This is a genomic window from Streptomyces sp. NPDC023838 (genome assembly GCF_040639555.1).
Taxonomy (GTDB): Bacteria; Actinomycetota; Actinomycetes; order Streptomycetales; family Streptomycetaceae; genus Streptomyces.
Map to the genome: position 1 here is coordinate 1 of NZ_JBFAAD010000004.1, position 21,932 is coordinate 21,932.

Consider the following 21,932-nt stretch of genomic DNA (forward strand, 5'->3'; position numbering starts at 1 on the left):
TACCGGCACGGCTTGTACGAACGCTCCAGGAAACCGGGGCTGTACGACCAGCCGTCACCGATCCACGAGGACTGCGAATTGCGCGCGGAGGTCTCGCCGTCGATGGACTGGGAGTTGTACGACAGCGCCACCGACGGCGCACCGCCGCCCAGGGCGGGCGGGGTGGCGACTGGGTAGCTGTAGGTGAACGCTCCCGATGCGGACTGCGTCCAAGAGCCCGACGCGGACAGCGAGGTCGCCGTGTAGTCGCCCTGCGAACCACCGGTACCGGCCACCGCCGCGACCGCCACCGACATCGGCGCCACCGCGGGGCCGACGATCCCGGACGCCTTCGACTTGAGGGTGCTCACCCGGTTGCCAGTCGGGAGAGTCACCGCTGCGGTGAGCTTCTGCGCCGTGGTGTCGTTGGTGGCGGCCAGCGGGGTTTGGACCTGGCAGGCCGACACCTGGGGGGTGGTCAGGGCGCAACCCGGCATCGTGACCAGATGCAGGCGTGAGCCCCAACCACCGCCATACGCCTGGGCGATCGCACTGTAGTCGAGTGCGACCTGGACCTGACCCGGGTCGTTCCTTCCGTCCGAGCGCGCCAGGCCAACCAGCAGGCCATCGACGTTCGCGGCCTGCGCCGCGCGCCTGCCGGCCGTTTTCACGGTGACCGATGACGGCGGCGGCGGCGCCGTGGTTTCCGCCCCGGCAGCGCTCTTGAACGGCTTGGTTGCGGCATGGGCAGGAACGGAGCTCACCCAGACCGGCGAGTTACCCGCCCGCTTGGGGGAAGTGGCCGCAGCGACGCCCGTGCGCGATTTAGACGTGTCCGCGCCCGACGTCGAGGCCCGCGCACCGCTAAGCGGTGCCAGGACCACCGAATCCGTGCTTGCCGCAGGCCACTTCGGCATCTGAGGTTCGTAGGCACGCTGAGCGCGCGCACCCTTGGGGATAACGGCCCGAGCCGAACCCTCGGCCGCGGTGACCGCATGTCCGTCCACTACCGGCTGAGCCGGCAGCTCGCCGTCCGCCCAGACCTTCCCCTTGTAGTGGTAGCCGCCGACGCCTTCGGCGGATGCCAGCGGAACGATCAGCGACAGCACAGCAACCGTGGCCACAGCCACAGTGGCACGGCGCGTCGCAGGTCTCTTCCGGAAAACAGAAAAAGGGCGCGCTGAAGAACGCACTCTCAAAGTCCCCACCCCAAAGTGCGCGGCCCGAAGGCCGTCATAGGCAGGGCCATCATTCGACCCTGCAAGATCGACGGAACCGTATTGCTACACACGTACGATTCGCAATAGCCTGCCTCGGCACCCCTCCCGGGTAACTGCTGAAACTTTTCGTACTCTTTACGCAAGCTTCACGTAGGGCATGCGGAGCACCGGGGGCGTCGTGCTAGGGGCGAAATCTATACAACCCAGCATCAGCCATCCCGCGTTCGTGGCGGGTCGCTGTCCGAATGGGTTTTTGCAGCAGAAGATATGGGGGGCGACACCACATGCGCAGACATCACCGTCCGGCTCTACGACGCCGGAGACTTAGACAACATTTGACTGTCCTGTCGGCAGCGGCCGGTTTGCTCATCTCGCTTTCTGGCCAAGCCATGGCGGACATCGCGCCACCCGCAGGCCCGACCCAGCCGACCTCGGACAACCCCACCCTGGCGGCACTCCGCCAGGCGGCGGCCGAGGGCAAGCCCGTCCCAGTAGGCTCGCTGACCAACGAGACCAGCGAGGCGGTCGCCAATCCCGACGGCACTGTGAGCACCACCACGAGCCTCAAGCCCGTCCGGGTCGAGAAGGCCGGTGCCTGGAAGACGCTCGACGCCACACTCGCGAAGAACGGTGACGGGAGCTACAGCCCTGCGGCGACCCCTGGCGGCGTCGCCCTGTCGGGTGGAGGCGCGGGGCCGCTGGCGGCATTGACCGATGGCAGCGGGCACCGGCTCGCCATCTCCTTCCCTCATGCGCTTCCCGCCCCGACGGTGAAGGGCAACATCGCGCTGTACGCGGAGGTTCTTCCCGGGGTCGACCTCCAGGCATCGGTCAGCAACCAGGGTGAGTTCAGCGAAGTCCTGGTCGTCCACGACGCGACCGCCGCGGCCAATCCCGAGCTCAAGAAGCTGCGCCTGGCCACCAGTACCGACGGATTGACCCTCAGCACGGACACAGCCGGCCACCTCGCTGCCAAGGCATCCGACGGAAGCCTCGTCTACACCAGTGCCGCGCCGCTGATGTGGGACTCCTCCACCAGCCAGCAGCCGACGGCATCCTCGCCGAAGTCCCTGACCCGCACGGCGGTGGCCCATCGCAGTGGTGCGGCCGCCGACGATCCCACCGGGACATCCTCGGCCACCGGCCCCGGTACCGGGGCGAAGGTCCAGCAGGTCGGTATTACCGCCGAGGCCGGTGCCCTCACCCTCACTCCCGACGCGAACCTGCTCACCGGGTCCGCGACCACCTACCCGGTCTACATCGACCCCACTTTCAGCAGCCCGCTCACCGGGCAGACCGGTCACTTCACCGTGGCCCAGGAGGGCTGCCCCAGCCCCGGCAACCCCAACCCCGCGTATGACAAGGAACAGGACAACGGCCAGGGAGTCGGCTACCAGCACTACTCCTCCCGCTGCTACGGCATGCAGGAGGCGTACTACGAGATCAACACGCGCAACCTCTACAAGAGCATGGTGATCTCCAAGTCCACCCTGACGCTGGCGGAGACTTACGGCGCGGATGTGGGCTGTGACAACACCTGGCCGGTCACGCTGAAGGAGACCGAGTCCATCAGCGACAGCACTTCCTGGGACAACAAGCCCAAGGTGGTGGCCACGATCAAAACGCAGGACGTCAAGAGCGCCTGGCCCGACTGCGGAACGCGGTACGTCAGTTTCGACGTCACCAGCCGCATCAAGGCCGTTGCCGCCGCGGAGAAGCCGACCTGGACGTTCGGACTGTACGGCGACAGCGACAAGTCGTCGACCAACTACGGCTACATGCGGTTCAGCGCCAACCCCTACATCACCACGGTCTTCGACCTCCACCCGGCAGTCGACAGTGCCAGCACCACGCCGGACTCGATGAACCCGAGCGGGGCCGCCTGCAACAACGGCACCCCCGGCTGGATCGGCGCGACCACCCTCACCGGCGGCAACAGCAACATCACACTCAATGCCAAGGTCGCCACGTACATGAGCGGCGTCAACCTCAAAGCCGTCTTCAATGTCTGGGACAACCGCAAGGACAACGGCAAGGGCGTCGGCAGTACCGTGTCCACACCCAGCAGCCCCTATGTGGCCTCCGGCACGACCGTTCACACCAACATCGGCACCGAGGTACAGGACGGTCACGCCTACGGGTGGGAGGTCCATGCCACCGACGGCACCCTCGACAGCCCGCTGCTGACGTCGTGTCACTTCAACGTGGACCTCACCCCGCCCACCCCCGCGGCCTTCGGCGACTCAGCTGCCTACCCGCCACTGGGCAGCGACCGCACCCCCACCGCGCACGCCGGCGACACCGGCATGACCATCCCGGTCACCAGCACCGACCCCACCCCCACCGGCTGCGAACTCGCGCCGTGCGTCAAGAGCGGCATCCGCCGCTTCGAGTACTCCCTCGACATCCCCATCCCGCCGACCGGCGCGAAGACCGTGTCCGCCACACCGGACAGCAACGGCACCGCGAAGGCGAACATCCCGATCAGCCTCACCGCGCAGCAGTGGGGAACCCACACCCTGTACGTGCAGGCCGTGGACGGCGCGGGCAACGCACGCCCCGCTACCTACAGCTTCTTCGCTCCCTGGAACCCGGCGACCAAGGTCACCGCAGGCGACGTGACCGGCGACGGTATCCCTGACCTGCTCACCCCGGACAAGAGCGGCAGCCTGCTCCTCGTCCCCGGCAACACCGACCCCGCCGCGACCCCGGTGACCGCGTCCACCGCGTCCCAGAGCCCCGACGGCACCAGCTGGGACAACTACCTCGTCACCCACCGCGGCAGCCTCAGCCAGTCCGGTGTGGACGACCTGTTCGCGTACAACAAGAGCACGCACAAGATGTACGCCTACAGCAACGACGCCTCCAGTAACGGCACGCCTGGCCACTTCACCGACGCCAGCGGCCTCATCCCCATCCCAAGCAAGCCGGACTGCAACGCGGCATCCGCCTGCGACGGGTACGACACCACCTGGGCGTCCGTCACCCAGCTCCTCGCCCCGGGCAGCTTCGACAACACCCGCGGCCTCGCCGACCTGATCACCGTCGAGAACAAGAAGCTCTGGTACTACCCCGGCACCGCCACCGGCGGGCTGCACCTCGGCAAGGCCGTGCTCCTGGGAACCGGCGACTGGTCACACACCACCCTCATCGCCCCCGGAACAGTCGGCGGCACCCCCACATTGTGGGCCCGCGACGACGCGTCCGGCGTCCTCTACTCGTACGCTTTGCGATTCGACGCCAACGGCATCCCCGCCGCCCTGGCCGCACCGGCCAGCCACGCCCTCGTCTCCGGGGTGACAGGATCAGGCGGTGGAAGCCTGTGCCTGGACGTCGACCACGGCTCCACTACCAATGGCACGAAGATCCAGATCTGGGGCTGCAACAACTCCGCACCGCAGCAGTGGGCTCTGGGCACCGACAACACCGTTCGCAACTACGGCAAGTGCCTGGACGCCACCGGAGGCGGCACCGCCAACTGGACCCCCATCCAGCTCTACACCTGCAACGGATCAGGCGCCCAGCAGTGGAAGCCCGGCCCCGGCGGCTCCCTCGTCAACCCGGCCTCCGGGCGCTGCCTGGCCGACCCGTCAGCCAGCACGACACCCGGCACCCAGCTCATCCTCGCGGACTGTGCCACCCTCGCTGACCAGATCTGGTCCGGCAACGCTGCGAACCCGCTCCCGGCACAGGCCGCGCTCCTCGCCCCCTACCTCGACAAGGCGACCTATCCCCTGGTCTCCTCTCCCGGCGATGTGAACAGCCAAGGCGGCGACCCCGACACCAACCCCGACCTCTACGCCACCACCAACCGCGACGAGATCACTGAATACTCCGGTAAGGCACCCGTCAGCGGCCTTGCCCAGTTCAACCCCCGAGTCACCCTCGGCTACCTGCACAAGCGCACCGGAAGTGACGCCGCGGGCGACCTCAACGGCGACGGTATCCCCGACCTGACTGCCATCGACAAGGACGGCCAGTTGCGGGTCTACCCCGGTACCGGCGACGGTGGCCAGGCCAGCGGACCCCATCTCGGTGGTGGCTGGGCCGGGGGTGACATCAGCCACCGCGGCGACTGGACCGGCGACGGCTACGAAGACCTCGTCGCGCACCTTCCCGGCGACGCGTCCCACCTGTGGCTCTACCGTGGCACCGGATTCGATGGCTTCACCGCCCGTTACGCGCTGAACCGGCCTGCCGGGTCACCCTCGCCCGACTGGTCCAAGACCGCCCAGGTGATCACCGCGGGAGACCTGACGATGGACTCCTATCCGGACCTCCTCGCCATAGAAGACGATGCCCTCTACCTTCTCCCGGGCACCGCCGATGGCCAGCTCGGTGCACCCACGAAGATCGGCACCGCCGGCTGGAGCGGCATGGAGCTCCTTGCTCCCGGTGACGTCAACGGCGACGGCCTGGGCGACCTGTGGGCCCGCCGGAAGTCCAGTGGTGACATCTACCAGTACCTCAACGAGCCCGCCAACCCGGGCACCCCGCTCGGCATCGGCGGCAGTGCCCTGCTTATCGGCGGCGGAGTATCCACCTCCGGATACCCGTCCGTCGCGGCCACCGGCGACGGCAACCAAGACGGCCACCCGGACCTCTGGACCACCGTCACCACCGATGACCACCTGCACTTCTTCGTCGGCACCGGTAGTAACAGCGTCGGCTTCGCCCCCGCTACCGACGTCAGCGGAGGAGGCTGGACCACCACCATCAAGCAGATCGCCTAATCAAAATCCACCGCCGCCCCGCTTGCCGCTCCTCTGAGCGGCAAGCGGGGCTTCTGAAACTGCCAAATGAGTTGGACAAGCGTTCTCGTGTACGACCGCGAGGACGATAGCGGTTCAAGGACTGAGAGGGATCCGGGTCCAGACGGTCTTCCCCGGTGGTGGGGAAGGGGCCCATCCCCAGGCGGAGCTGAGTGCGGCAACGATTTGTAGCCCGTGTGCGGGTTCGCCGTGGCGTGGGGGCGGTAGAAGGCGGGGGGGTGCGGGGCTGGGGTCGCTGACTGCGCAGACCAGGTCGGAGACGCGTAGGTGCAGGGCCAGCCAGAAGGGGCCTGTGAGGCATTGTGCCCTGGGGCTCGCATGGCGCAGGGCGTTGGTCATAAGTTCGCTGACGACGAGTTGAGTGTCGTGGGCGAGGTGGCCGTTGTCGGGCTCGTGCGGGGAGAGCCTCCAGCGGGTGAGACAGCGCAAGACGAATGCGCGTGATTCGGCCACACTGCGCGGTACGGCTCTGAACTGGTGTGCGGCGAACACCGCGGGACTGATGCCGCGTTCGAGTCCGGGGTCTGCGTCGCCCGTTCGAGTTAGTGCAGGGAGTGATTCCGAGCCAACTTCCGGTCTGCCCGCATGTGGCCTGTATGGCGGGATACTGGCGCGCTGGTCTGTGGGCCCGATCACTGCTGGTGGCACCCCCGTGAGGCGTTCTCTTCGAACGGCATCGCCGCCGCGAAGGCATGAGGGTACGGTCATTTATCCCTCCGATGCAATTGCATGTGGAATTGCGTGGTGCCGCGTGGGGGCGGGAGGGGTGTGAGTGGTGAAAGGAGCGAATGGTGATGCATCGGTTTGAGAATGGCATGTCCGCCGACCTTTTGGGCGAGGTCGGGTGGACGAAGAGCAGTCACAGCAACGGAGCCGGGTCGTGTGTGGAGGTTGCGGCGCTGCCCGGCGGGGACATGGCCGTGCGTAACTCGCGGTTTCCTGGTGGGCCCGCTCTGGTCTTCACCCCGAGTGAGGCACGGGCGTTTCTCGCCGGGGCGAGGGAAGGGCAGTTCGATTTCGTGACTGACTGAAAATCCTGGGGGAAAGGGAGATTCGGCGGCGTTGGCCCCAGAGGTCGGGATACTGGTGCTCCATGTGTTGTGACGCAGGAGACCACTATGCCCGCAGCCGAACCGTCTCTCCCTTCCCCCATACGGCTGGTGGGGGCCCGAGTGCAGGGGCCGGCCCCCTCGGAGCGGGCCGCTCTTCGCCGTGCCGAGGCACATCCCACCGCTCTCAAGGTCATCCTGGGCGGGCGCCTGCGCCGGCTGCGCGAGGCGGCCGGGCTGGAAGAGAGTGACCTGACGAAGCAGCTCGGCTTCAAGCCGTCGAAGATCAGCCGGATCGAGAAGGGCCGGCAGGGATGCAGCGAGCTCGATGCGCGCGCCATGCTGGGTTTGTACGGGGTGAGCGACGTTGAAGAGGTCGAGGAGTTCGTCCGGCTGGTCGATCTGTCCCATCAGCCGGACTGGTGGAAATCCTGGCGCGATGTCGTCAGCAAGTTCTTCAGCCCGCTGCTCTCCCTGGAGGGAGCAGCCGAACTGATCCGGATCTACGAACCGGTCTACGTGCCCGGCCAGTTGCAGACCGCCGAGTACGCCCGCGCCGTGATCCGCGCCGAGTGGCCGACCCGCTCCGCCCACGAGATCGACCGGATGGTCGCGCTGCGCCAGGCCCGCCAGCACCAGCTGGAACAGCCCGGCGCCCCTGTCCTGTGGGCGGTCATCAAAATGGACGCACTGCTGTGGTCGGTCTCCGACCCGGACATCCTGGCCGCCCAGATTCGACACCTGATCGGGTGGGCCCAGCGCCCCAACGTGAAGATCCAGGTGGCGCCCGTCGACGTGTTCCGCACCGTCCCGGCCTCTACGAACATGACCCACCTGTCGTTCGCCGTGCCCGACCTGGACAACGCGGTCTACAGCGAGCATCTGGTCGGCTCGATGTTCACACAGGACCCCCGGGAAGTTGAGCACTATCTGACGCTGCTGGACAGCCTCGCAGCCCAGGTCATGACGTGCGATGCGTCCCTTGCCTACCTGCAGAACCTGGCTGCCGGGGGATGAACCCCGGGCGGCGAGCCCGCCCGGGGGCCCGCCGCTACCGCACTTGCGCCACTCCGCCCCACTCCTTCCACTCCCAGCTGCGCTGAGGACGCGCGAGGTCGTTGTCCGGCATCCATGCGGACACCTCCACCAGCCCCGGAGGGTCGAGGAGCGCGAGATCTTCGTGCTCGAAGTAGGCGGCCACCTCGTGTTCTTCCCGAACTCGGCCCCAATGATGGTCAGTGGCTTCATCCATGAAGTCGGTGACGAAGGTACGGACCTTCGGGTCAGCGCTGACCAGCTGACAGATGACCAGGAAGCTGCCCGGCACCAGGCGCCGCACCACATTGCGGATGAGGTGGGCAGGGTCGTCGTCGGGGATGCAGTGCAGCACCGAGACGAACAGCGCTGCCACCGGCTTGGAGAAGTCGATGATGCGCCGGGTGTCGGGATGGTCGAAAATTCGTGCGGTGTCGCGCATGTCGGCCTGGATGACCGTGGTGTACGAGTTCTCGTCCAGCAGCGCCCGGCCGTGAGCCAGCACGATCGGGTCGTTGTCGACGTAGACGATGCGCGCCTCGTCATGCACCCGCTGGGCGACCTGGTGGACGTTGTCCCGTGTCGGCAGGCCGGACCCGTGGTCGATGAACTGCGTGATTCCCTGCTGCTCGGCCAGGTAGCGGACCACCCGGCGCAGGAACTGACGGTTATTAAGCGCGAGTTCCTTCGTGCTGGGCACCTGCTCCAGCAGCGCGGCACACGCGTCCCGGTCCGCCTGATAGTTGTTGGTTCCCCCCAGGTAGTAGTCGTACATACGGGCCACGCTGGGCACCGTCGGGTCGATCGCCGGTGGGCTCCACGGCTCCCCTTGCATGCAGACCTCGCCGCGTCGAGTAGAGATGAGCGTGCGGATGAATCTGCCATGGTAGAGAGCACGGGCCGTAACCGATAGCGCACCCAAGGGTGATCCGGAAGTGCGGATGAGGGTTCCGGCCACGCCGGGCTCTCATCGCTGCGCGGGCCGTCAGTCGGCGCGCCGCCGTGTGCGCTCGGCGTGCCGCAGGTGACTGGTCACCGTCCCCCGATCCAGTCCCATCACCGATGCGATCGCCGTATCAGACAGCTGAAGTTCCTGTCGCAGCAACAGCGCATCGTCCTGGGCGAGCGTAAGGGCCTGCGTCCCCTCGAGTGTGAAACCGCCCGCCGCGCTGACCCACGCACGCAGCACTCCCCACGCCACCGCGGACGGCCGTCCGCTGCCTATCACCGCGGGCCACATCGTGACCAGTTCACCCAGTGCCCCGGCCACACACGCGCGAGCCGTCTCACGGCTCGGCAGCCGCAGCAGGGCATAGCGCAAGTAGGCGCCCTGATACTGGAGGCAAAAAGCCGTGTACTCCACAGGCAGCGTGATCGACACCACCGTCTGCGAGGGGGCGCCCGGCGCCGTCCACGTCGCGCCGCCCCCTGCAGCCCATGGGCGCTGACGGCCTTCACTCATGACTCTCCTTCTCCCATTATCGGCTGGTGGACGGCAAGGCAGGGATCAGCCGGCGCCCTCGCCGCCGAACTGGGGCGGGGCGCCGTCGTGCAGCGGCATCTGCAGACACAGCAGGAAGGCGTAGTTGACGTCGTCCCACACACCGCGCAGGTCCTGCGGCTGGGCGTTGAGCGCGGTGAGCAGTGCGCTCGTGGTCTCCCAGCACGGCACGACCTCCCCCCGCAGCGCACCCTCCACCACCGCAGGCGGCACCACTTCACCGCTCAGACGGCTCACCTGTTCATAAGGCGGGCAGCCGGCGGCCAGATACATGCCGCGCAACGCCGACCCCAGCCGGGCAACCGCCTCCTCCAGAGACGGACGGGGCGCCGGGGCCAGGCCCTGCGCTGCCTCCCACAGCGGCCGCACGTCCCCCGCGTTCGCACCGACCGCCTCGGCCAGTGCCTGCGCCGCGGGCCAGGTGGGCACCCGGTCCCCGGAGACGATCTTCGACACGTAGGAGCGGGACAGCCCCGTGCCGTGTGCGGCCTCCTGCATGGACAGGCCCGAGCGGCGCAGCAGAAACGACAACGCGCACGAGAGGCTGCTCGACGCACGGGACCGGGCTAGAGCCGCCTCATCCAAAACCGACTCACTCGCGCCCGCACGGGCGGCGGGCACGAGGGCGAGGTGAGCCGTGCGGCCGGCCGAGCGCGATGCCGCCCGCCGTTCGAACAGCCGTCGCACCTCGGCCTGGCTCCAGCGTGCACTCGCGGTCGTGGCGCTCGTGAAGGACGAAGCCCCCACCTCCTTCCAACTCGCTCCCCGAGCCCGGGCATCCATGACCGCAGCCGCCGCATAGCACTCCAGCTCCAGGCCGACCCGCCGCGCAAGGGTGAGCAGACTTTCAAGGTCCGCGTGCGCGTGCTCACCCTCCAGCAGCTCCATCACCGCACCCTGCACCCCCTCGGCCGCACTGAGCGCTGTCGGGAACACCGACCGCACCGCCTGCCGTTCACTGGCCTTCTTGCGCTGGGCACCACGTCGGCACCGCCGGTCGCAGAAGACCCGCTTGCGACCAGGCCCGCGCACCCGGGTGAAGGTCTCCCCGCAATGCCGGCACACGCCCTGACGATCTGATTCAGACACAGACAAGCACCACCCCGCCGATTTCGACCGCGCCATTGGTGCGAGCCCTGAGCCCCACGACGACACAAACAGGGGACCAACGCATCGCACTGGGATGGGGTGTGCAGCCGCGGTTTCACCCGCCGCCGCACGCCCCTCACCACTAACGGCAGCGGCACCGGCACCGGGCTGCGACGGCCGGAACGGCACCGCACACCGTCAGCGCCGTCACGGCGAACCACGCACCCGCCGCGGTCTGCCACCTAGGCGTGAACAACACGATGGGCACCACCAGCAAAGCGAGAAGGACACCGAGCAGTCGCGTGACAGCCCAGGCACGCCGACTCCACTCCTGCACCGGCCGGTTGGTACCGTCAAAGCCCGTCGGCTCGTCAGCCGCGAGGGACTGTTGACCGTTCATGAGACTTCCTTCCTGAGCGGTTGGGGCGGGGACTCCTGGTGAAGGATTCGAAGCCGTATTACCAGGGGCCCCCGCGGCAGTGCGATGAAAGTAGCGTGGCCGACGACCGTCGTGCCGCCAGAATGGCCACAAACTCGAAAATCCCGAGGTGGCGGCTAAAATACAGGGCCGAACGCACTCTCGAATTTGGGGCCGAATGTGGCGCAGTGGCGCCTGGGTGATCAAGTCTGCCCTATGGCTGTCCATAGCTGATCGAAATTGATCGCGCCTCATCCGCTTCCCTACCCTAGGCCGGTCGGGTGTTCGAGAGTGGCCAGGCGGCACATTTATGGGGAATAACGGAAAGAAATTGCGTCAGCAGGATCGCAATTGCATTTCTTGCCGAGGTCGAAAGCTGCACTCTGTATCTCCCGGCGGAGGCCCGCGTGACAGGGTCGCGAAGAATCTCGGATCCGCCCACCTGTCGAAGTCTCCGATCCCCGCGCCGGCCGAGCACTTGGACGTGTAGCTCCATGCGCCTGGCACCACCGGCCGCTGGACACCGGCTTGTCCGTGCGGGCCGACGAGCCGACGATGGTCTGCAAGGGGCGGCCGAGTCCGTATGTGTCACCCGGCACCCGCAAGGCTGGCGACCTCCGACGCACATCCCGGCATGTGGACGCGATGGGTGTGACTCTGTCAGGATCCTCGCGGCACAGGAGCTGCACGCATGACGCCCGCAGCTTGGCGGCGGGCCGATCGAGGGACGACCGTGTTTGTGGTCCCCATGCCGGCTCCCCTCGACGTGACCAACCGCATCGTGAGCTGGGGGCAGAAGTGGTGGCGTCATATGTGCAGGTTCGCTGGGACCACGAGTTCGCGGAGGAACCGGCGGTTATCTTCAGCGAGATCGACGACGACTGCTACGAGGTTCGTAAAGTCGAGGTCTACCGGGATGGACGGTCCGACTGGGTCGACGCCAGCCGGGAGACGGACACGATCGGCCTGGGCGAGGTCCCCTTCCCGGACCTACAGGAGATCAACTCCCAGGAGGACTTCCACGCGGAGACCATCACCGCCGCAGAGTTCGAGGTGGCTTGGGCGCGAGCCCGCCGCACGAGGCGACGAGAGTTCAAGGATGGATTGGCTTCAGATCAGGTGGAAGTCACGCGCCCGCAGTGAAGAGCTGCACCCTCGCAGCGTGCGCTGGTCCCCCACAGGGCCGACAGTGTCGAGCAGGGACTGGAGTTCGGAAAGTGGGGACTTGGGCGACCACGCCGCCGGTGTGGCCGAGGATGACAGTTAGCCACGGACAGCCCGGCTAGAGACAGGCGGGGTGTATGCCCAGGTCAGGGCCTTGCGGTCCAAGGGCATCAACGCTGTTGTGAGAATTGTGTGAGACGTAGAAGCCCCCGCCGGATGCTCCGGCCGGGGCTTCTGTGCGCAGCGGGTCACGCTGGTGAGGGGTGCGCCTCTTGGGTCCCGCTGTATTCGGGCTGGCCGCTGTCGAGGACGCGGAGCAAGGATGCGGTGACGACGCGTGTGCTGCGGCCGATGCGTAGTACGCGGCAGGGGAACTGCCCGCGGCGGACGAGGTCGTAGCCCTTCGCCCTGGAGAACCCGAAGGCCCGGGCAGCGTCTTCGACGCTGCCGGTTCCGCCCCAGGTGGCGCGGATCTGCTCGGGGCTGTGCTGGGCGTCCGTATTCGATATCGCGTCGTTCTGGCTGTGCATGTGTGACTCTTCGGTTCCTTTCGAGACGGCTTCGGTCGCGGAAATATCCCCGAACTCTGTGACGTTGCCCTCTGGCAACGTGATCGCGGAGGGGGAGTGGTCGGTCTGAAGCTGTTCAACACGGCGGGCGGAGTGAGTGAGGTCGTGGCGCGTCTGGCTGAGGTCGAGGCGGATGTGCAGGATCTTGTCGAGGGGCACATGGAGAGGATGCTGGGCGTCAGGTTCCTGGCGAGCGAGTTCATCATCGACTGTGTTGATGGCGGGCGGATCGACTCGCTGGGGCTCGACGAGAACGGGGCGCCGGTGATCGTCGAGTACAAGCGGGGCACCGACGCCGGTGTGATCAATCAGGGTCTCTACTACATGGCGTGGCTCGTGGCCCATAAGGACGCCTTCCGGAGCCTGGTCCGCGACCGGCTGGGGGCCGAGGCTGCGTCCCAGATCTTGTGGAGCGCTCCCAGGCTGATCTGCGTGGCGGGTGACTTCACCCGCTACGACGCGCACGCCGTACGCGAGCACCGGCGCAGCATCGACCTGGTGCGCTACCGGTATTTCGGCAGCGACCACTTCGGCCTGGAGACAGTGGCCTCGGTCACGGGGCGCTCGGTCGAGGCCAAGCGGGTACGCCGTCGCGCGCCCGGGGTGCCGCCGGTTGGGCAGCAGGGTGGTGCGATGGCCGAGCTGACTGAGGCGGTCGACGAGGTCTTGGTCGGGCTCGGGGACGGCGTCACCCGGGTGCAGCGCAAGCAGTACCGCGCCTACCGACGGCTGCGGAACTTCGCCAGCGTCTGCCCGCCGCAGCAGACCAAGATCCTCGTCTACCTCAAGGCCGACCCGAACGAGGTCGACCTCGTCCCGGGCTTCACCCGGGACGTGACGGGGCTCGGTCACCACGGTACGGGGGACTTGGAACTGCAACTTCGTACGGAGCGGGACTTGGAGCGCGCCGGAGACCTTCTCCGCCTCAGCTACGCCGCGGCATAGAGACCTTTCGCCGGGGCGCTGGCTCAAACGGGGTGTGGAGTTGTGGGCTGTTGTCGTCGTGGTGTGCCTTTCGAAGTGACGGGCAGGGAATGGCGGTGGACCACTAAGTAGTGCGGACGATCCCCGGTTTTGCTAACCGGGGATCGTCTGCTATGTATCGCCCTGATGCTGTGGCTGCTGGACAGCATGGATGGTCCCGAAGCGAGTGAGGGCCAGACGGGCCGTCCGACTGATCGGCAGATGCATGTGCCGCCTGACCACAGAAGCGGTCACGATTCTGGCGACTCGGTCGGGCTGTTCCAGCAGCCGTGGTGGTGCTGCGGTTCGGAACCGCAGAATTATTGGTCACCAGCGAGCCGATCCAGCCCGACGGATCGCCGTGATGGTGCTGCGGTCCTGGACCGCAGAGGTAGGTGCACGCCCGTCATCACTCACATTAAGTCTCTGTGGCCGCGGTGGTGCTGCGGTTTGAGACCGCAGAGGTGCACTCTCATTCCGGTAGACCTAGGCAATGACGTTCAGCGTGCCGTGGTGGTGTGCGAAAGAGTCGCAGTAACTGACGGGATGCTGTAATGTGTTCGAGCTGAAGATGTGTCCGTGGTGGTGTGTGGCTCGTTAGCCACAGAGATTACGCCAGGCCAAGTATTAGGCTGATATCGGCGCAATCGCCATAATGAGGCCGCGAATTTGAATCGCAGCGATACGTCGAAGCCGTGGCCGCGGGGCGGAGTTGAAGCAACTGCCTGACTAGGTGTTCGTTGATGAGGCTCACAAGTTCAATCCCAGATGGTGCTGCGATTCGAGACCGCAGAGGCAGGCGACCACGTGGCGGACAGCCTCGGTGATCGCGATGCCGTGATGGTGTTCCGGTTCCAGACCGCAGCGGCATCTGGCCTTTGGGATCCACGCCCGGGGTCGCTCATGCCGTATGGTGCTGCGGTTCGAAGCCGCAGGGGCAGATCCGCCGGTACGCGATCCGCGAGCACGCCTACGAGCCGTGATGATGCTGCGGAGCTGGCCGCAGAAGTGGTGCCGCCCGGCAGTGATCAAACCGCCGTACTCGCCCTTGCCGTGATGGTGCTGCGGTTCGCGACCGCAGCGGGGGCTACATGGCCATGCTGAACACCTGCGATCCGAAGCGGCTGTGGTGGTGCTGAGGTTGGGGGACCACAGAGGTAGACGGGCCTTGGCTGAGTCGGCCTTCGCTTCGTGGATGCCGTGGTGGTGCTGCGGTTTGGAGCCGCAGAGCGAACATATGTCGGCGACCAAGTCGACGTCGCCGACGGTGCCGGGGTAACGCTGCGGCTGGAGACCGCAGAGGCGGTAGCGGTGCCGGTGTCCCGAGCTTCTTGCGGATGCTCCGACGGCCGTGGTGGTGCTGCGGCTCCGAACCGTAGAGATAGGCCGCCGCCACGCGCACACGATCAAGCCGGAGCAATCGCCGTGATACTGCTGCGTTTCGGAAACGCAGAGGCAGAGAGGGACAGGTCGCAGTGCACGCCCGCCTCGGCGCGGTTGCTGTGGTGGTGCTGTGGTTCGGAATCGCAGAGGCAGTGCGCGCACCCTCGGGACTGGACATGCAGCCGCGGTGGTGCTGCAGTACGTGACCGCAGAGGCGAGCCCGTAGTGGACCGGGAACCGTCCGGACCAGCCGACGCCGTGGTGGTGCTGCGGTTCGAGACCGTAGAGGCAGGCGATGGCAGCCGAGACGACCGGCGGCGGTGCGTCGCCGTGATGGTGTTGCGGTTCGAGACCGCAGAGACAGTCGAGGGCCGGGTATGCCTTCCCCGCCTCATGGTTGCCGTGGTGCTGCTGCGGTGCTGGCCGCAGAGACGGGCCAGTGAGGCAAGCACCAGCGGAGCCATGCACACGCCGTGATGGTGCCGCGGTTTGGAACCGCAGAAACAAGAGGCCAGTGCGATCGCCCCACAGAGGGCCGGTTTGCCGCCGTGATGGTGCTGCGGCACGTGGCCGCAGAGACGATGCCAAGGTACTGCTCGACCCCGCCCCAGCCAGCGTTGCCGTGATGGTGCTGTGGTTCGGCCCCACCTAGGTACGTCGCCGGGCAGTGCAACCAAGTTGACCTGATGGTAGCCGTGGTGGTGCTGCGGCTCCGAACCGCAGAGGTATCTCGATCTGGCGTCGGGGGATTCCGGTTCCGGTGATGCCGTGATGGTGTTGCGGCTGAACCGCAGAGTCAGTGCAATTGCATCCTGCTGGGAGCGGGTGGACTGCTCGCCGCGATGGTGCTGCGGTTCCGAAGCGCAGAGGTAGCAGGCCCCTACAGATGACCATGCCGGACCGTTCGAAGCCGTGGTGGCTTTGCGGGTCGGAGCCGCAGAGGCAGAACATCGCTGAAGAGACCCATTCGGGGGTCTACCAGCCGTGATTGTGCTGCGGTTCGTGACCGCAGAGGCCGGTCGCGGCCGTCCTGGTGCCGGATCCAGGTGTAGACGCTGTGGTGGTGCTGCGGTTCGAAACCGCAGAGGCAGAAGGTGGCGATCGCGATGTGCTGGCCGAGCCAAAGCCCGTGATGGTGCTGCGGTTCATGACCGCAGAGACAGCTTCGCCCAGCCTCTCGACGACGTAGCGGAGCCCCTTGCTGTGGTGGTGCTGCGGTATGAGACCGCAGAAGCAGCATGCAGGCCATGGCGAGAATCCCTACCCACCGCGGGTCGTGATGTTGGTTCCGAAGTTGTGGGTTCATGGGTAGGTGCGACGGCCGAGTTGGAGAGGGCCGTCGGCTTGTGGGAGGCGCGTGCGGGGGGCGCTGTAGATGGCGGTAACGGCGAGGTTGCGGAGTTTGGCGGGGTCGGGGTTTGGGGTGCGGACGAGGGGGTGTTCGAGGAGGGTGGTGATGCTGGTTGTGGTGAGTGGGGATTGCCAGATGGGCCAGGTGAGTGCGCCGTTGGGGGCGGTGCGGTCCCAGCTGGTGGTTTGGGCGTAGGTGGTGTCGCCGGTGAGGCGGAAGGTGGCGAAGCCGTGGAGGGCGAGCCAGGTGGCTCCGGGTACGCCTTGTTGGGTGGGTTTGCCTTGGCTGACCATGTGGGCGTCGCCGGTGGAGTGGTGGTCGAGGTTGGCGCCGGCGTAGCCGTCGACGCGGCGCCAGGCGGTGAGCGCGGCGAGCAGGTGGGTGGGGTCTTTTCGGCATTCTTCGGCGGCTTTGATCCAGTTGTTGGCCAGGGTCATTTGTCCGCCGCGGCCGAAGAGCGGGGTGCTCGATGTGTAGAGGGCTGGCTGTTTGCCGTGTGTGGGGCGGGTGTTGCCGGGGTTCTTCTCGGTGGCGGCGATGCTCAGTTGGTTGACGAGTGCGGTGAACCAGTGGGCGGTGGGGGTCCTGTGCTCTCGCTCGGCCTGGGCGAGGCTGCGCAGGTGGTGTAGAGCGGTGTCGATGGGCATGCGCAGGGCGTCGCTGGGCCCGGTGCGGGGCAGCGAGAGGATGCGGGGGGCCAGTGGCAGGGGCTCCTTGGCGGGGTCGTCGGGTAGTTGTGCGCTCAGCAGGTCGGCGAGGGTTTGGTGAGTGAGGGGCTGGTGGGTGTGGAAGACGGCGGGTGCGTCCGGGCCGCGCCAGGAGAGTCGGGCGGGCTGGCCGAGGATGGGGTCAGTGAGCTGGAGGATGCCCAGGGCGGCGAGGAAGCCGAGTGGGGAGTTGCTGACCAGGGCGGGCAGTTCGAGTTCGTGGTGGGGCATCGGGGTTAGCTGCCTTCCTCGGAGCAGGCCATGTCGGCCAGGCGGACGACGGCTTCGAGCAGGGCCAGGCCCCAGGGGCCGTAGTGGCGGTTGAGGGCGTCGAAGCGGTCAGGGCCGGTCCAGTCGGTGCCCATGGCGGCGCTGTTCACGGTTACGTGCTGCTGGTTGGGCATGAGGCAGGTGACGTCGACGGGCTCGGGGTCGGTGACCGGTGGCAGGAGCGGTCGGGCGTGTCCGTGGTGCGAGGCCACCAGGTGCACGATGAGGTCCTCGTCGAGGCCCTGGGTGTGGGCGGGGCTGGTGGCGAGCCATTTGTGTACGGCCAGGGCGCTGAGTGCTTCGTGGCGCAGTTCGGGGTGCCAGTTGGCCTGGCGGGCGGCGCGGCGGCGGCCGGTGCGGTCGGCCGGGTCCATGCCGGATTTGGCCAGGGGCTCATCGAGGGATTCGGCGAGGAGGCGGTCGCCGGCGCACAGCATGCACTGGAAGCGGGGATGGTGTTTGCCGCAGTCGTGGGCGTGCGCGCCGGTCTCCACGGCCGCCACCAGGGTGTCGGCCAGTTCCAGTCGTACGGCGAAGTCGGCGGCGCGTGCTGCGACGGCTTTGCTGTGCTGGGTCAGGCTGACGGGGCGGGTGAGGGAACTTCCGTCAGCGTCCTCGTCGTTGACGCCGGCTGTGCGCTCGATGCGGTCGGCCTGCGGGCGGGCGGGGACCAGGAGCAGGCGTGTGGGGTTGGTTGCGTCGAGGATGGCGTGGCCGGTCTGGGCCGAACGGCCGTCGGCGGTGATGTCCCAGGTGGTGATGGTCCGGAGCTGGCTGAGGCGCTGGTGCAGATCGTAGGAGTAGGAGCCGAGCGTCGGCTGCGCGGAGTCTGCGGCCGGCAGCAGGCCCAGGAGTCGGTCGAGGAGGTGGTGGACGATGTCGGTGACGCTATCGTCGTCCTCGCTGGCCAACAGCTTCTTGGATGCCTGTGTGATGGCCGTCGTGGCCGCGTGGGCGGTGGCCTCGTCGAATCCGCCGAGCAGCGCCAGGGGCTCGGCGTCCAGGCGGGTCGCTGGGCTGTCGGTGCGGGGCGGGAAGTCTGCGAGGTCGACGACGGGAGCGCCGGGGGTTCCCGTCCACCCGTACGCGTCGTGGCCGCTGTAGTGCGAGGGCAGGACGATGGTGCTGCCGGGGCGGATGTCGCGAGGGCTGATCGCGGGGACCCACTGGTTGTCACGGTCGTCGTAGCGCAGTGCCGGTGCCATCGACCGCTGTTGTTTGTCCGCAGCAGGCATCGCGTCGTCCGGCATACCTTCCAGGTCGCTGGTGGTGTCGTCGGCGGTCGGCTGGGTCAGGAAGCGGCGCAGCTGCCGGGCGGGGATGGCGACGGTTTCGCCGGGATGGGGTGGGACTTGGGCCATGCGAGCCGCCCACTGGTCCCAGTCCGGCTGCCTGTCCAAGATGGGGAGGTCGCTGCGCCACAGGACCTGGACGTCTTCGGGCGTGGTGCTCAGGCCGTGGAGGAAGGGTGCGGTCGGCTGGTCGGGCACCGGGGTGGGGCTGGTGCGGGCCCAGGAGTCCAGCAGGGTGCGGTGCAGGACGGGGATGCGCGGTGCGGGCACATTCAACGACTCGGTCTTGATGCCGGCCAGCAGGGCGGGCAGTGTGGTCGGGTTGATGACCAGCCCGTGGCGCAGGCTGTCCCGGAGGGCATCGGTGCTCTGGCCGACGGGGTTGGTGAGGGGGGCGTGGGAGGCGAGCCATTCCCAGGTCGCGTGGGCGGCCGGACCGTAGACGGGGATGTCCTGCGGATCCGGTACCGCGGCGCGGATCACGATCGCTGGCGCCCAGGGGAAAGCACCGGTGCGGTCCAGCCGGCCCAGGCGCTGGATCAGCGGAGCCGCCGCCGCGTTCTCGCTGATGAGTCCCGCGAAGGACACATCAACACCGACCTCGACGGTCTGGGTCGCGACGACCACTAGCGGCCGGTCACGATCGGCGCTGATGCCCTCGAACAACTCGCGCACCTGGCCGCTGTTCAACAGGCGCTCGCGATCCTCGCCGCGGCAGCGGCCGGTCAGCAGGACCACGTCGATGTCGTCGCGGGCAACCAGACATTGGAAGGCCGCGCGGGCGGTATGGATGGTATTGGCGACGACGCCGAGCACGGGGCGGGCCACGAGCGGCAGCATGACGTCCACGGCCTGCTCGGCGGCCTGCGCGAAGGCGAGCGAGGGATGCTTGGCGAGCGTGCTCGCGTCCCACAGGGTCAGGCAACGCTGGGCATTGAGGCGGTCCCCCGCGACAGGGTGTTCGCGGTCCCTCTCGGTGATGTGGTGGCGCGGGCGCGCGGGATCAGCAGCGGCAGTGGCGGAGAGGCTGACGACCTGAACGCCACGGTGGGCAAGCTCCGGGTGGAAGGCGGTCCGCTGGTAGGCGGCGCAGTCGACGGCCGTCGTGAGTAACGGCAGAGCGATGTGCGCCTCGTCCACCGCCAGCAGCGCATCGGTGCCGCACAGAGCCGCATCGATGGGCCGCATCCTGGGGCTGGTGTGGTAGCCGCGAAAGAGCAGGCGGCTGCCGTACTGGTCCACGGTCGAGGTGATCACGGCGGGCTGGACGGGGGAGCGCAGCCAGCGCGAGGCCCAGTCCACGCCGCCCCGCATCCGCACGGCTTCCAAAGCGGTGCTCTCACCGCTCAGGGTGCGCAGCGCCTGGGCGACGCGGCCCGTCAGGGACTCGTGTGGGGCGCTCTCCAGGGCGTGCTGGATGGTGCGGGCGTGCTCGTGTGCTTGGTCGACGACCAGACGGCGGTCGACGACGAAGAACAGCCGCAGCGGCACACTCCGCTCCTGCCCAGTGGCGCACTGCCAGGCGAGCAGGAACATCCAGATGTCGATCAGGCTGGTTTTGCCCAGCCCGGTCGGCACATCCAGGTCCAGCCAATTCCCCGTCTCCTCAACCTTGTTGAGGTAGTCGCTCTGCCAGGGGAAGGGGCGGTGGCCATGTACGGCTTCGACGAAGCCGGGGAAGTCTCCAAGGACGAGGCTCATGCGTTGGCCTTCCTTGGGTCCGTGGGCACGCACAGGCCCAGGCCGAAGTTCTTTTTGCTGCCCAGCAGCACGGGCCCGGTGACGGGCTGGGAGAAGGTCAGCTGGACATGGCGGACGGGTAGCGGCCGGTCTCCGTCCCTACGACGTACCGCAACAGGACGAAGTGTCGGAGCGCCGGGCACGAACGCACCGGTGCGCAGGACCTCCACTGCATCGGGCACGGGCAGGCCGGCCAGGCGGCAGCTGGTGGCCACCGAGTCCTCGATGTTGCCACCCCGGGGGAAGTGATCGAGGACCATGGGCAGTGCCGTCGTCCATCGGTGCGAGGCCCGTGTCCACTGCTCCGGCATCACCGACTTGAGGGAGTTCATCGCTGTGACGCTGGCGCGGACATAGGTCAGTGATACGGGTCGCTTCAGGCTGGGTAGTTTGAGCTTGCGCAGTCCGCCGCCCATGCGTAGGAGCACGGCCAGGAGCGCTCTGCGGTGCGCGGGATCCAGGTCACTGGGCAGTGCGACCGCGATACCCCGCAGCCGGCCGTCGGCGTGCGGGTGGCCGACGAACGGCAGCCCCAGGTAGGCGCAGAGGCGGCGCTCGTCTCCCTTTGTCTTGTGGCCGTGGACGGCGACCATGGCCTCGACGTCGTGTCCCGCCTCCGACAGCAAGCCCATCACCTTCTCCCGCAAAGCGCCGGTCGCCTCAACCGTCAGCGCGGGGTCCAGGGAGAACCGGGAAGGGAAAGCGAAGGTCATCAGGTCCTCGAACGGTCCCGCCTGCGGCTCCTCGGTGGAATCCGGCTCGACGGCTCCCTGGCGGATGTAGGGGAACGTCCGGTCCTGCTGCCAGGCCGACTCGCCCTGCTCATGCGCCACCCGCAGCCGCTGCAAGTAGCCCTGATACGGGGCCCGAAGCGGCTGCACCGTGCCTGTCGTGCAAGGCCCCTCGCTGGGGTGCCACATCTCCCACTCGGTGCTGTGGTCCTCGGCCGCGGAGTGCTCAGCTGTGTCGGCGGTGACGAGGGCGTGGCCGCCGGCCCGGCCGATGTAGGGCACTGTCCTGGCCAACTCGGCCAGGACAGTGAACACTCCCCTTGGTGGTTCTGATGGCCATACGAACTCCAGCCGAGGCTGAGCCAAGGAGCGCTGCGGCCACACCTTCGGTTTACCCCCGTTGGTCCGTCCGGGCAGCACCGCATGACCGGGTTTGGCCGCCGAGGCGTTCGTCGGCACCCAGGACATCCTCGGGATCTCGGCCTCCGTGGTGCGGGACGGCACCCGTAGTGCAGGGAGCGGCTGCTGCTCCAGCCAGGACAAGGCGGCGTCCTGGACCGGATCGGTGGGATCAGCCACAGACACCAGGGCACAGAAGATGCGGGAGGGGTGCGGGGGCCACTCGGCGTGGCTGCGATCGAGGGTAGACGCCTGGTAGGAAGGGTCTAGTAGGTCGACGGTGATGCGAAAGGGCATCGG

The 21,932-nt window shown here is 67.6% G+C and carries 13 protein-coding genes and 1 pseudogene; 5 read left to right on the forward strand and 9 right to left on the reverse strand.

Annotation, left to right across the window (positions count from 1 at the left end; genetic code table 11):
- Positions 1 to 1,109: pseudogene (locus tag AB0G17_RS06250) on the reverse strand (hypothetical protein); the annotation flags it as partial.
- Between the two features lie 479 nt (positions 1,110 to 1,588).
- On the opposite strand from AB0G17_RS06250, the gene AB0G17_RS06255 reads away from it, so the two are divergent.
- Positions 1,589 to 5,932, forward strand: coding sequence for a ricin-type beta-trefoil lectin domain protein (locus tag AB0G17_RS06255; RefSeq protein WP_361376323.1), 4,344 nt, complete (start codon positions 1,589 to 1,591; stop codon positions 5,930 to 5,932).
- Between the two features lie 114 nt (positions 5,933 to 6,046).
- Here AB0G17_RS06255 and AB0G17_RS06260 read toward each other — a convergent pair whose 3' ends face one another.
- Positions 6,047 to 6,679 carry an ATP-binding protein gene (locus AB0G17_RS06260; RefSeq protein ID WP_361376326.1) on the reverse strand — a complete coding sequence of 211 codons (633 nt, stop codon included), beginning with the start codon at positions 6,677 to 6,679 and terminating at the stop codon, positions 6,047 to 6,049.
- 86 nt (positions 6,680 to 6,765) lie between these two features.
- Between AB0G17_RS06260 and AB0G17_RS06265 the strand changes: the two genes are divergently transcribed.
- Together AB0G17_RS06265 and AB0G17_RS06270 are read left to right on the forward strand one after the other, a co-directional pair.
- A complete protein-coding gene (locus tag AB0G17_RS06265) occupies positions 6,766 to 7,002 on the forward strand; it encodes a DUF397 domain-containing protein (RefSeq protein ID WP_361377166.1) in 237 nt (78 codons plus the stop codon).
- 87 nt (positions 7,003 to 7,089) lie between these two features.
- Positions 7,090 to 8,037, forward strand: a complete 948-nt coding sequence (locus AB0G17_RS06270) for a helix-turn-helix transcriptional regulator (RefSeq protein WP_361376329.1) — start codon at positions 7,090 to 7,092, stop codon at positions 8,035 to 8,037.
- A 34-nt stretch (positions 8,038 to 8,071) separates the two neighbouring features.
- On the opposite strand, the gene AB0G17_RS06275 is transcribed toward AB0G17_RS06270, so the two are convergent.
- The 3 genes from AB0G17_RS06275 to AB0G17_RS06285 form a co-directional block, all read right to left on the reverse strand.
- Complete coding sequence (locus AB0G17_RS06275) at positions 8,072 to 8,890, reverse strand: SAM-dependent methyltransferase (protein WP_361377169.1); 819 nt, start codon at positions 8,888 to 8,890, stop codon at positions 8,072 to 8,074.
- A 150-nt stretch (positions 8,891 to 9,040) separates the two neighbouring features.
- On the reverse strand, positions 9,041 to 9,517 hold the full coding sequence (locus tag AB0G17_RS06280; RefSeq protein ID WP_361376332.1) for a hypothetical protein: 477 nt from the start codon (positions 9,515 to 9,517) through the stop codon (positions 9,041 to 9,043).
- Positions 9,518 to 9,562: 45 nt separating this feature from the next.
- A complete protein-coding gene (locus tag AB0G17_RS06285) occupies positions 9,563 to 10,588 on the reverse strand; it encodes a helix-turn-helix transcriptional regulator (protein WP_361376335.1) in 1,026 nt (341 codons plus the stop codon).
- Between the two features lie 1,288 nt (positions 10,589 to 11,876).
- Here AB0G17_RS06285 and AB0G17_RS06290 point away from each other — a divergent pair.
- Positions 11,877 to 12,206 carry a hypothetical protein gene (locus tag AB0G17_RS06290; RefSeq protein WP_361376338.1) on the forward strand — a complete coding sequence of 110 codons (330 nt, stop codon included), beginning with the start codon at positions 11,877 to 11,879 and terminating at the stop codon, positions 12,204 to 12,206.
- Between the two features lie 269 nt (positions 12,207 to 12,475).
- Here AB0G17_RS06290 and AB0G17_RS06295 read toward each other — a convergent pair whose 3' ends face one another.
- Positions 12,476 to 12,955, reverse strand: a complete 480-nt coding sequence (locus tag AB0G17_RS06295) for a helix-turn-helix domain-containing protein (protein WP_361377217.1) — start codon at positions 12,953 to 12,955, stop codon at positions 12,476 to 12,478.
- Here AB0G17_RS06295 and AB0G17_RS06300 point away from each other — a divergent pair.
- Positions 12,854 to 13,741, forward strand: a complete 888-nt coding sequence (locus tag AB0G17_RS06300) for a DUF5655 domain-containing protein (RefSeq protein ID WP_361376341.1) — start codon at positions 12,854 to 12,856, stop codon at positions 13,739 to 13,741. The genes AB0G17_RS06295 and AB0G17_RS06300 overlap by 102 nt on opposite strands.
- 2,703 nt (positions 13,742 to 16,444) lie before the next feature.
- Here AB0G17_RS06300 and AB0G17_RS06305 read toward each other — a convergent pair.
- Genes AB0G17_RS06305 through csb2 form a run of 3 tightly spaced genes read right to left on the reverse strand, consistent with a single transcriptional unit; the run spans position 16,445 to position 21,929 of the window.
- Complete coding sequence (locus AB0G17_RS06305; RefSeq protein WP_361376344.1) at positions 16,445 to 17,431, reverse strand: hypothetical protein; 987 nt, start codon at positions 17,429 to 17,431, stop codon at positions 16,445 to 16,447.
- A 5-nt stretch (positions 17,432 to 17,436) separates the two neighbouring features.
- Positions 17,437 to 20,463 (reverse strand): type I-U CRISPR-associated helicase/endonuclease Cas3, encoded by a 3,027-nt coding sequence (gene cas3u / locus AB0G17_RS06310; protein ID WP_361376347.1) that lies wholly within the window; start codon positions 20,461 to 20,463, stop codon positions 17,437 to 17,439.
- Positions 20,460 to 21,929: a type I-U CRISPR-associated protein Csb2 gene (csb2, locus tag AB0G17_RS06315; protein ID WP_361376350.1), complete on the reverse strand. Its 1,470-nt coding sequence runs from the start codon at positions 21,927 to 21,929 to the stop codon at positions 20,460 to 20,462. The genes cas3u and csb2 overlap by 4 nt, the downstream gene beginning before the upstream one ends.
- Between the last annotated feature and the right edge of the window lie 3 nt (positions 21,930 to 21,932).

Coding starts and splice junctions, on each gene's coding strand:
- csb2 (WP_361376350.1), bottom strand. CDS start 21,929: ATGCCCTTTCGCATCACCGTCGACCTACTAGACCCTTCCTACCAGGCG.
- AB0G17_RS06255 (WP_361376323.1), top strand. CDS start 1,589: ATGGCGGACATCGCGCCACCCGCAGGCCCGACCCAGCCGACCTCGGAC.
- AB0G17_RS06305 (WP_361376344.1), bottom strand. CDS start 17,431: ATGCCCCACCACGAACTCGAACTGCCCGCCCTGGTCAGCAACTCCCCA.
- AB0G17_RS06265 (WP_361377166.1), top strand. CDS start 6,766: ATGCATCGGTTTGAGAATGGCATGTCCGCCGACCTTTTGGGCGAGGTC.
- AB0G17_RS06275 (WP_361377169.1), bottom strand. CDS start 8,890: ATGCAAGGGGAGCCGTGGAGCCCACCGGCGATCGACCCGACGGTGCCC.
- AB0G17_RS06280 (WP_361376332.1), bottom strand. CDS start 9,517: ATGAGTGAAGGCCGTCAGCGCCCATGGGCTGCAGGGGGCGGCGCGACG.
- cas3u (WP_361376347.1), bottom strand. CDS start 20,463: ATGAGCCTCGTCCTTGGAGACTTCCCCGGCTTCGTCGAAGCCGTACAT.
- AB0G17_RS06270 (WP_361376329.1), top strand. CDS start 7,090: ATGCCCGCAGCCGAACCGTCTCTCCCTTCCCCCATACGGCTGGTGGGG.
- AB0G17_RS06260 (WP_361376326.1), bottom strand. CDS start 6,679: ATGACCGTACCCTCATGCCTTCGCGGCGGCGATGCCGTTCGAAGAGAA.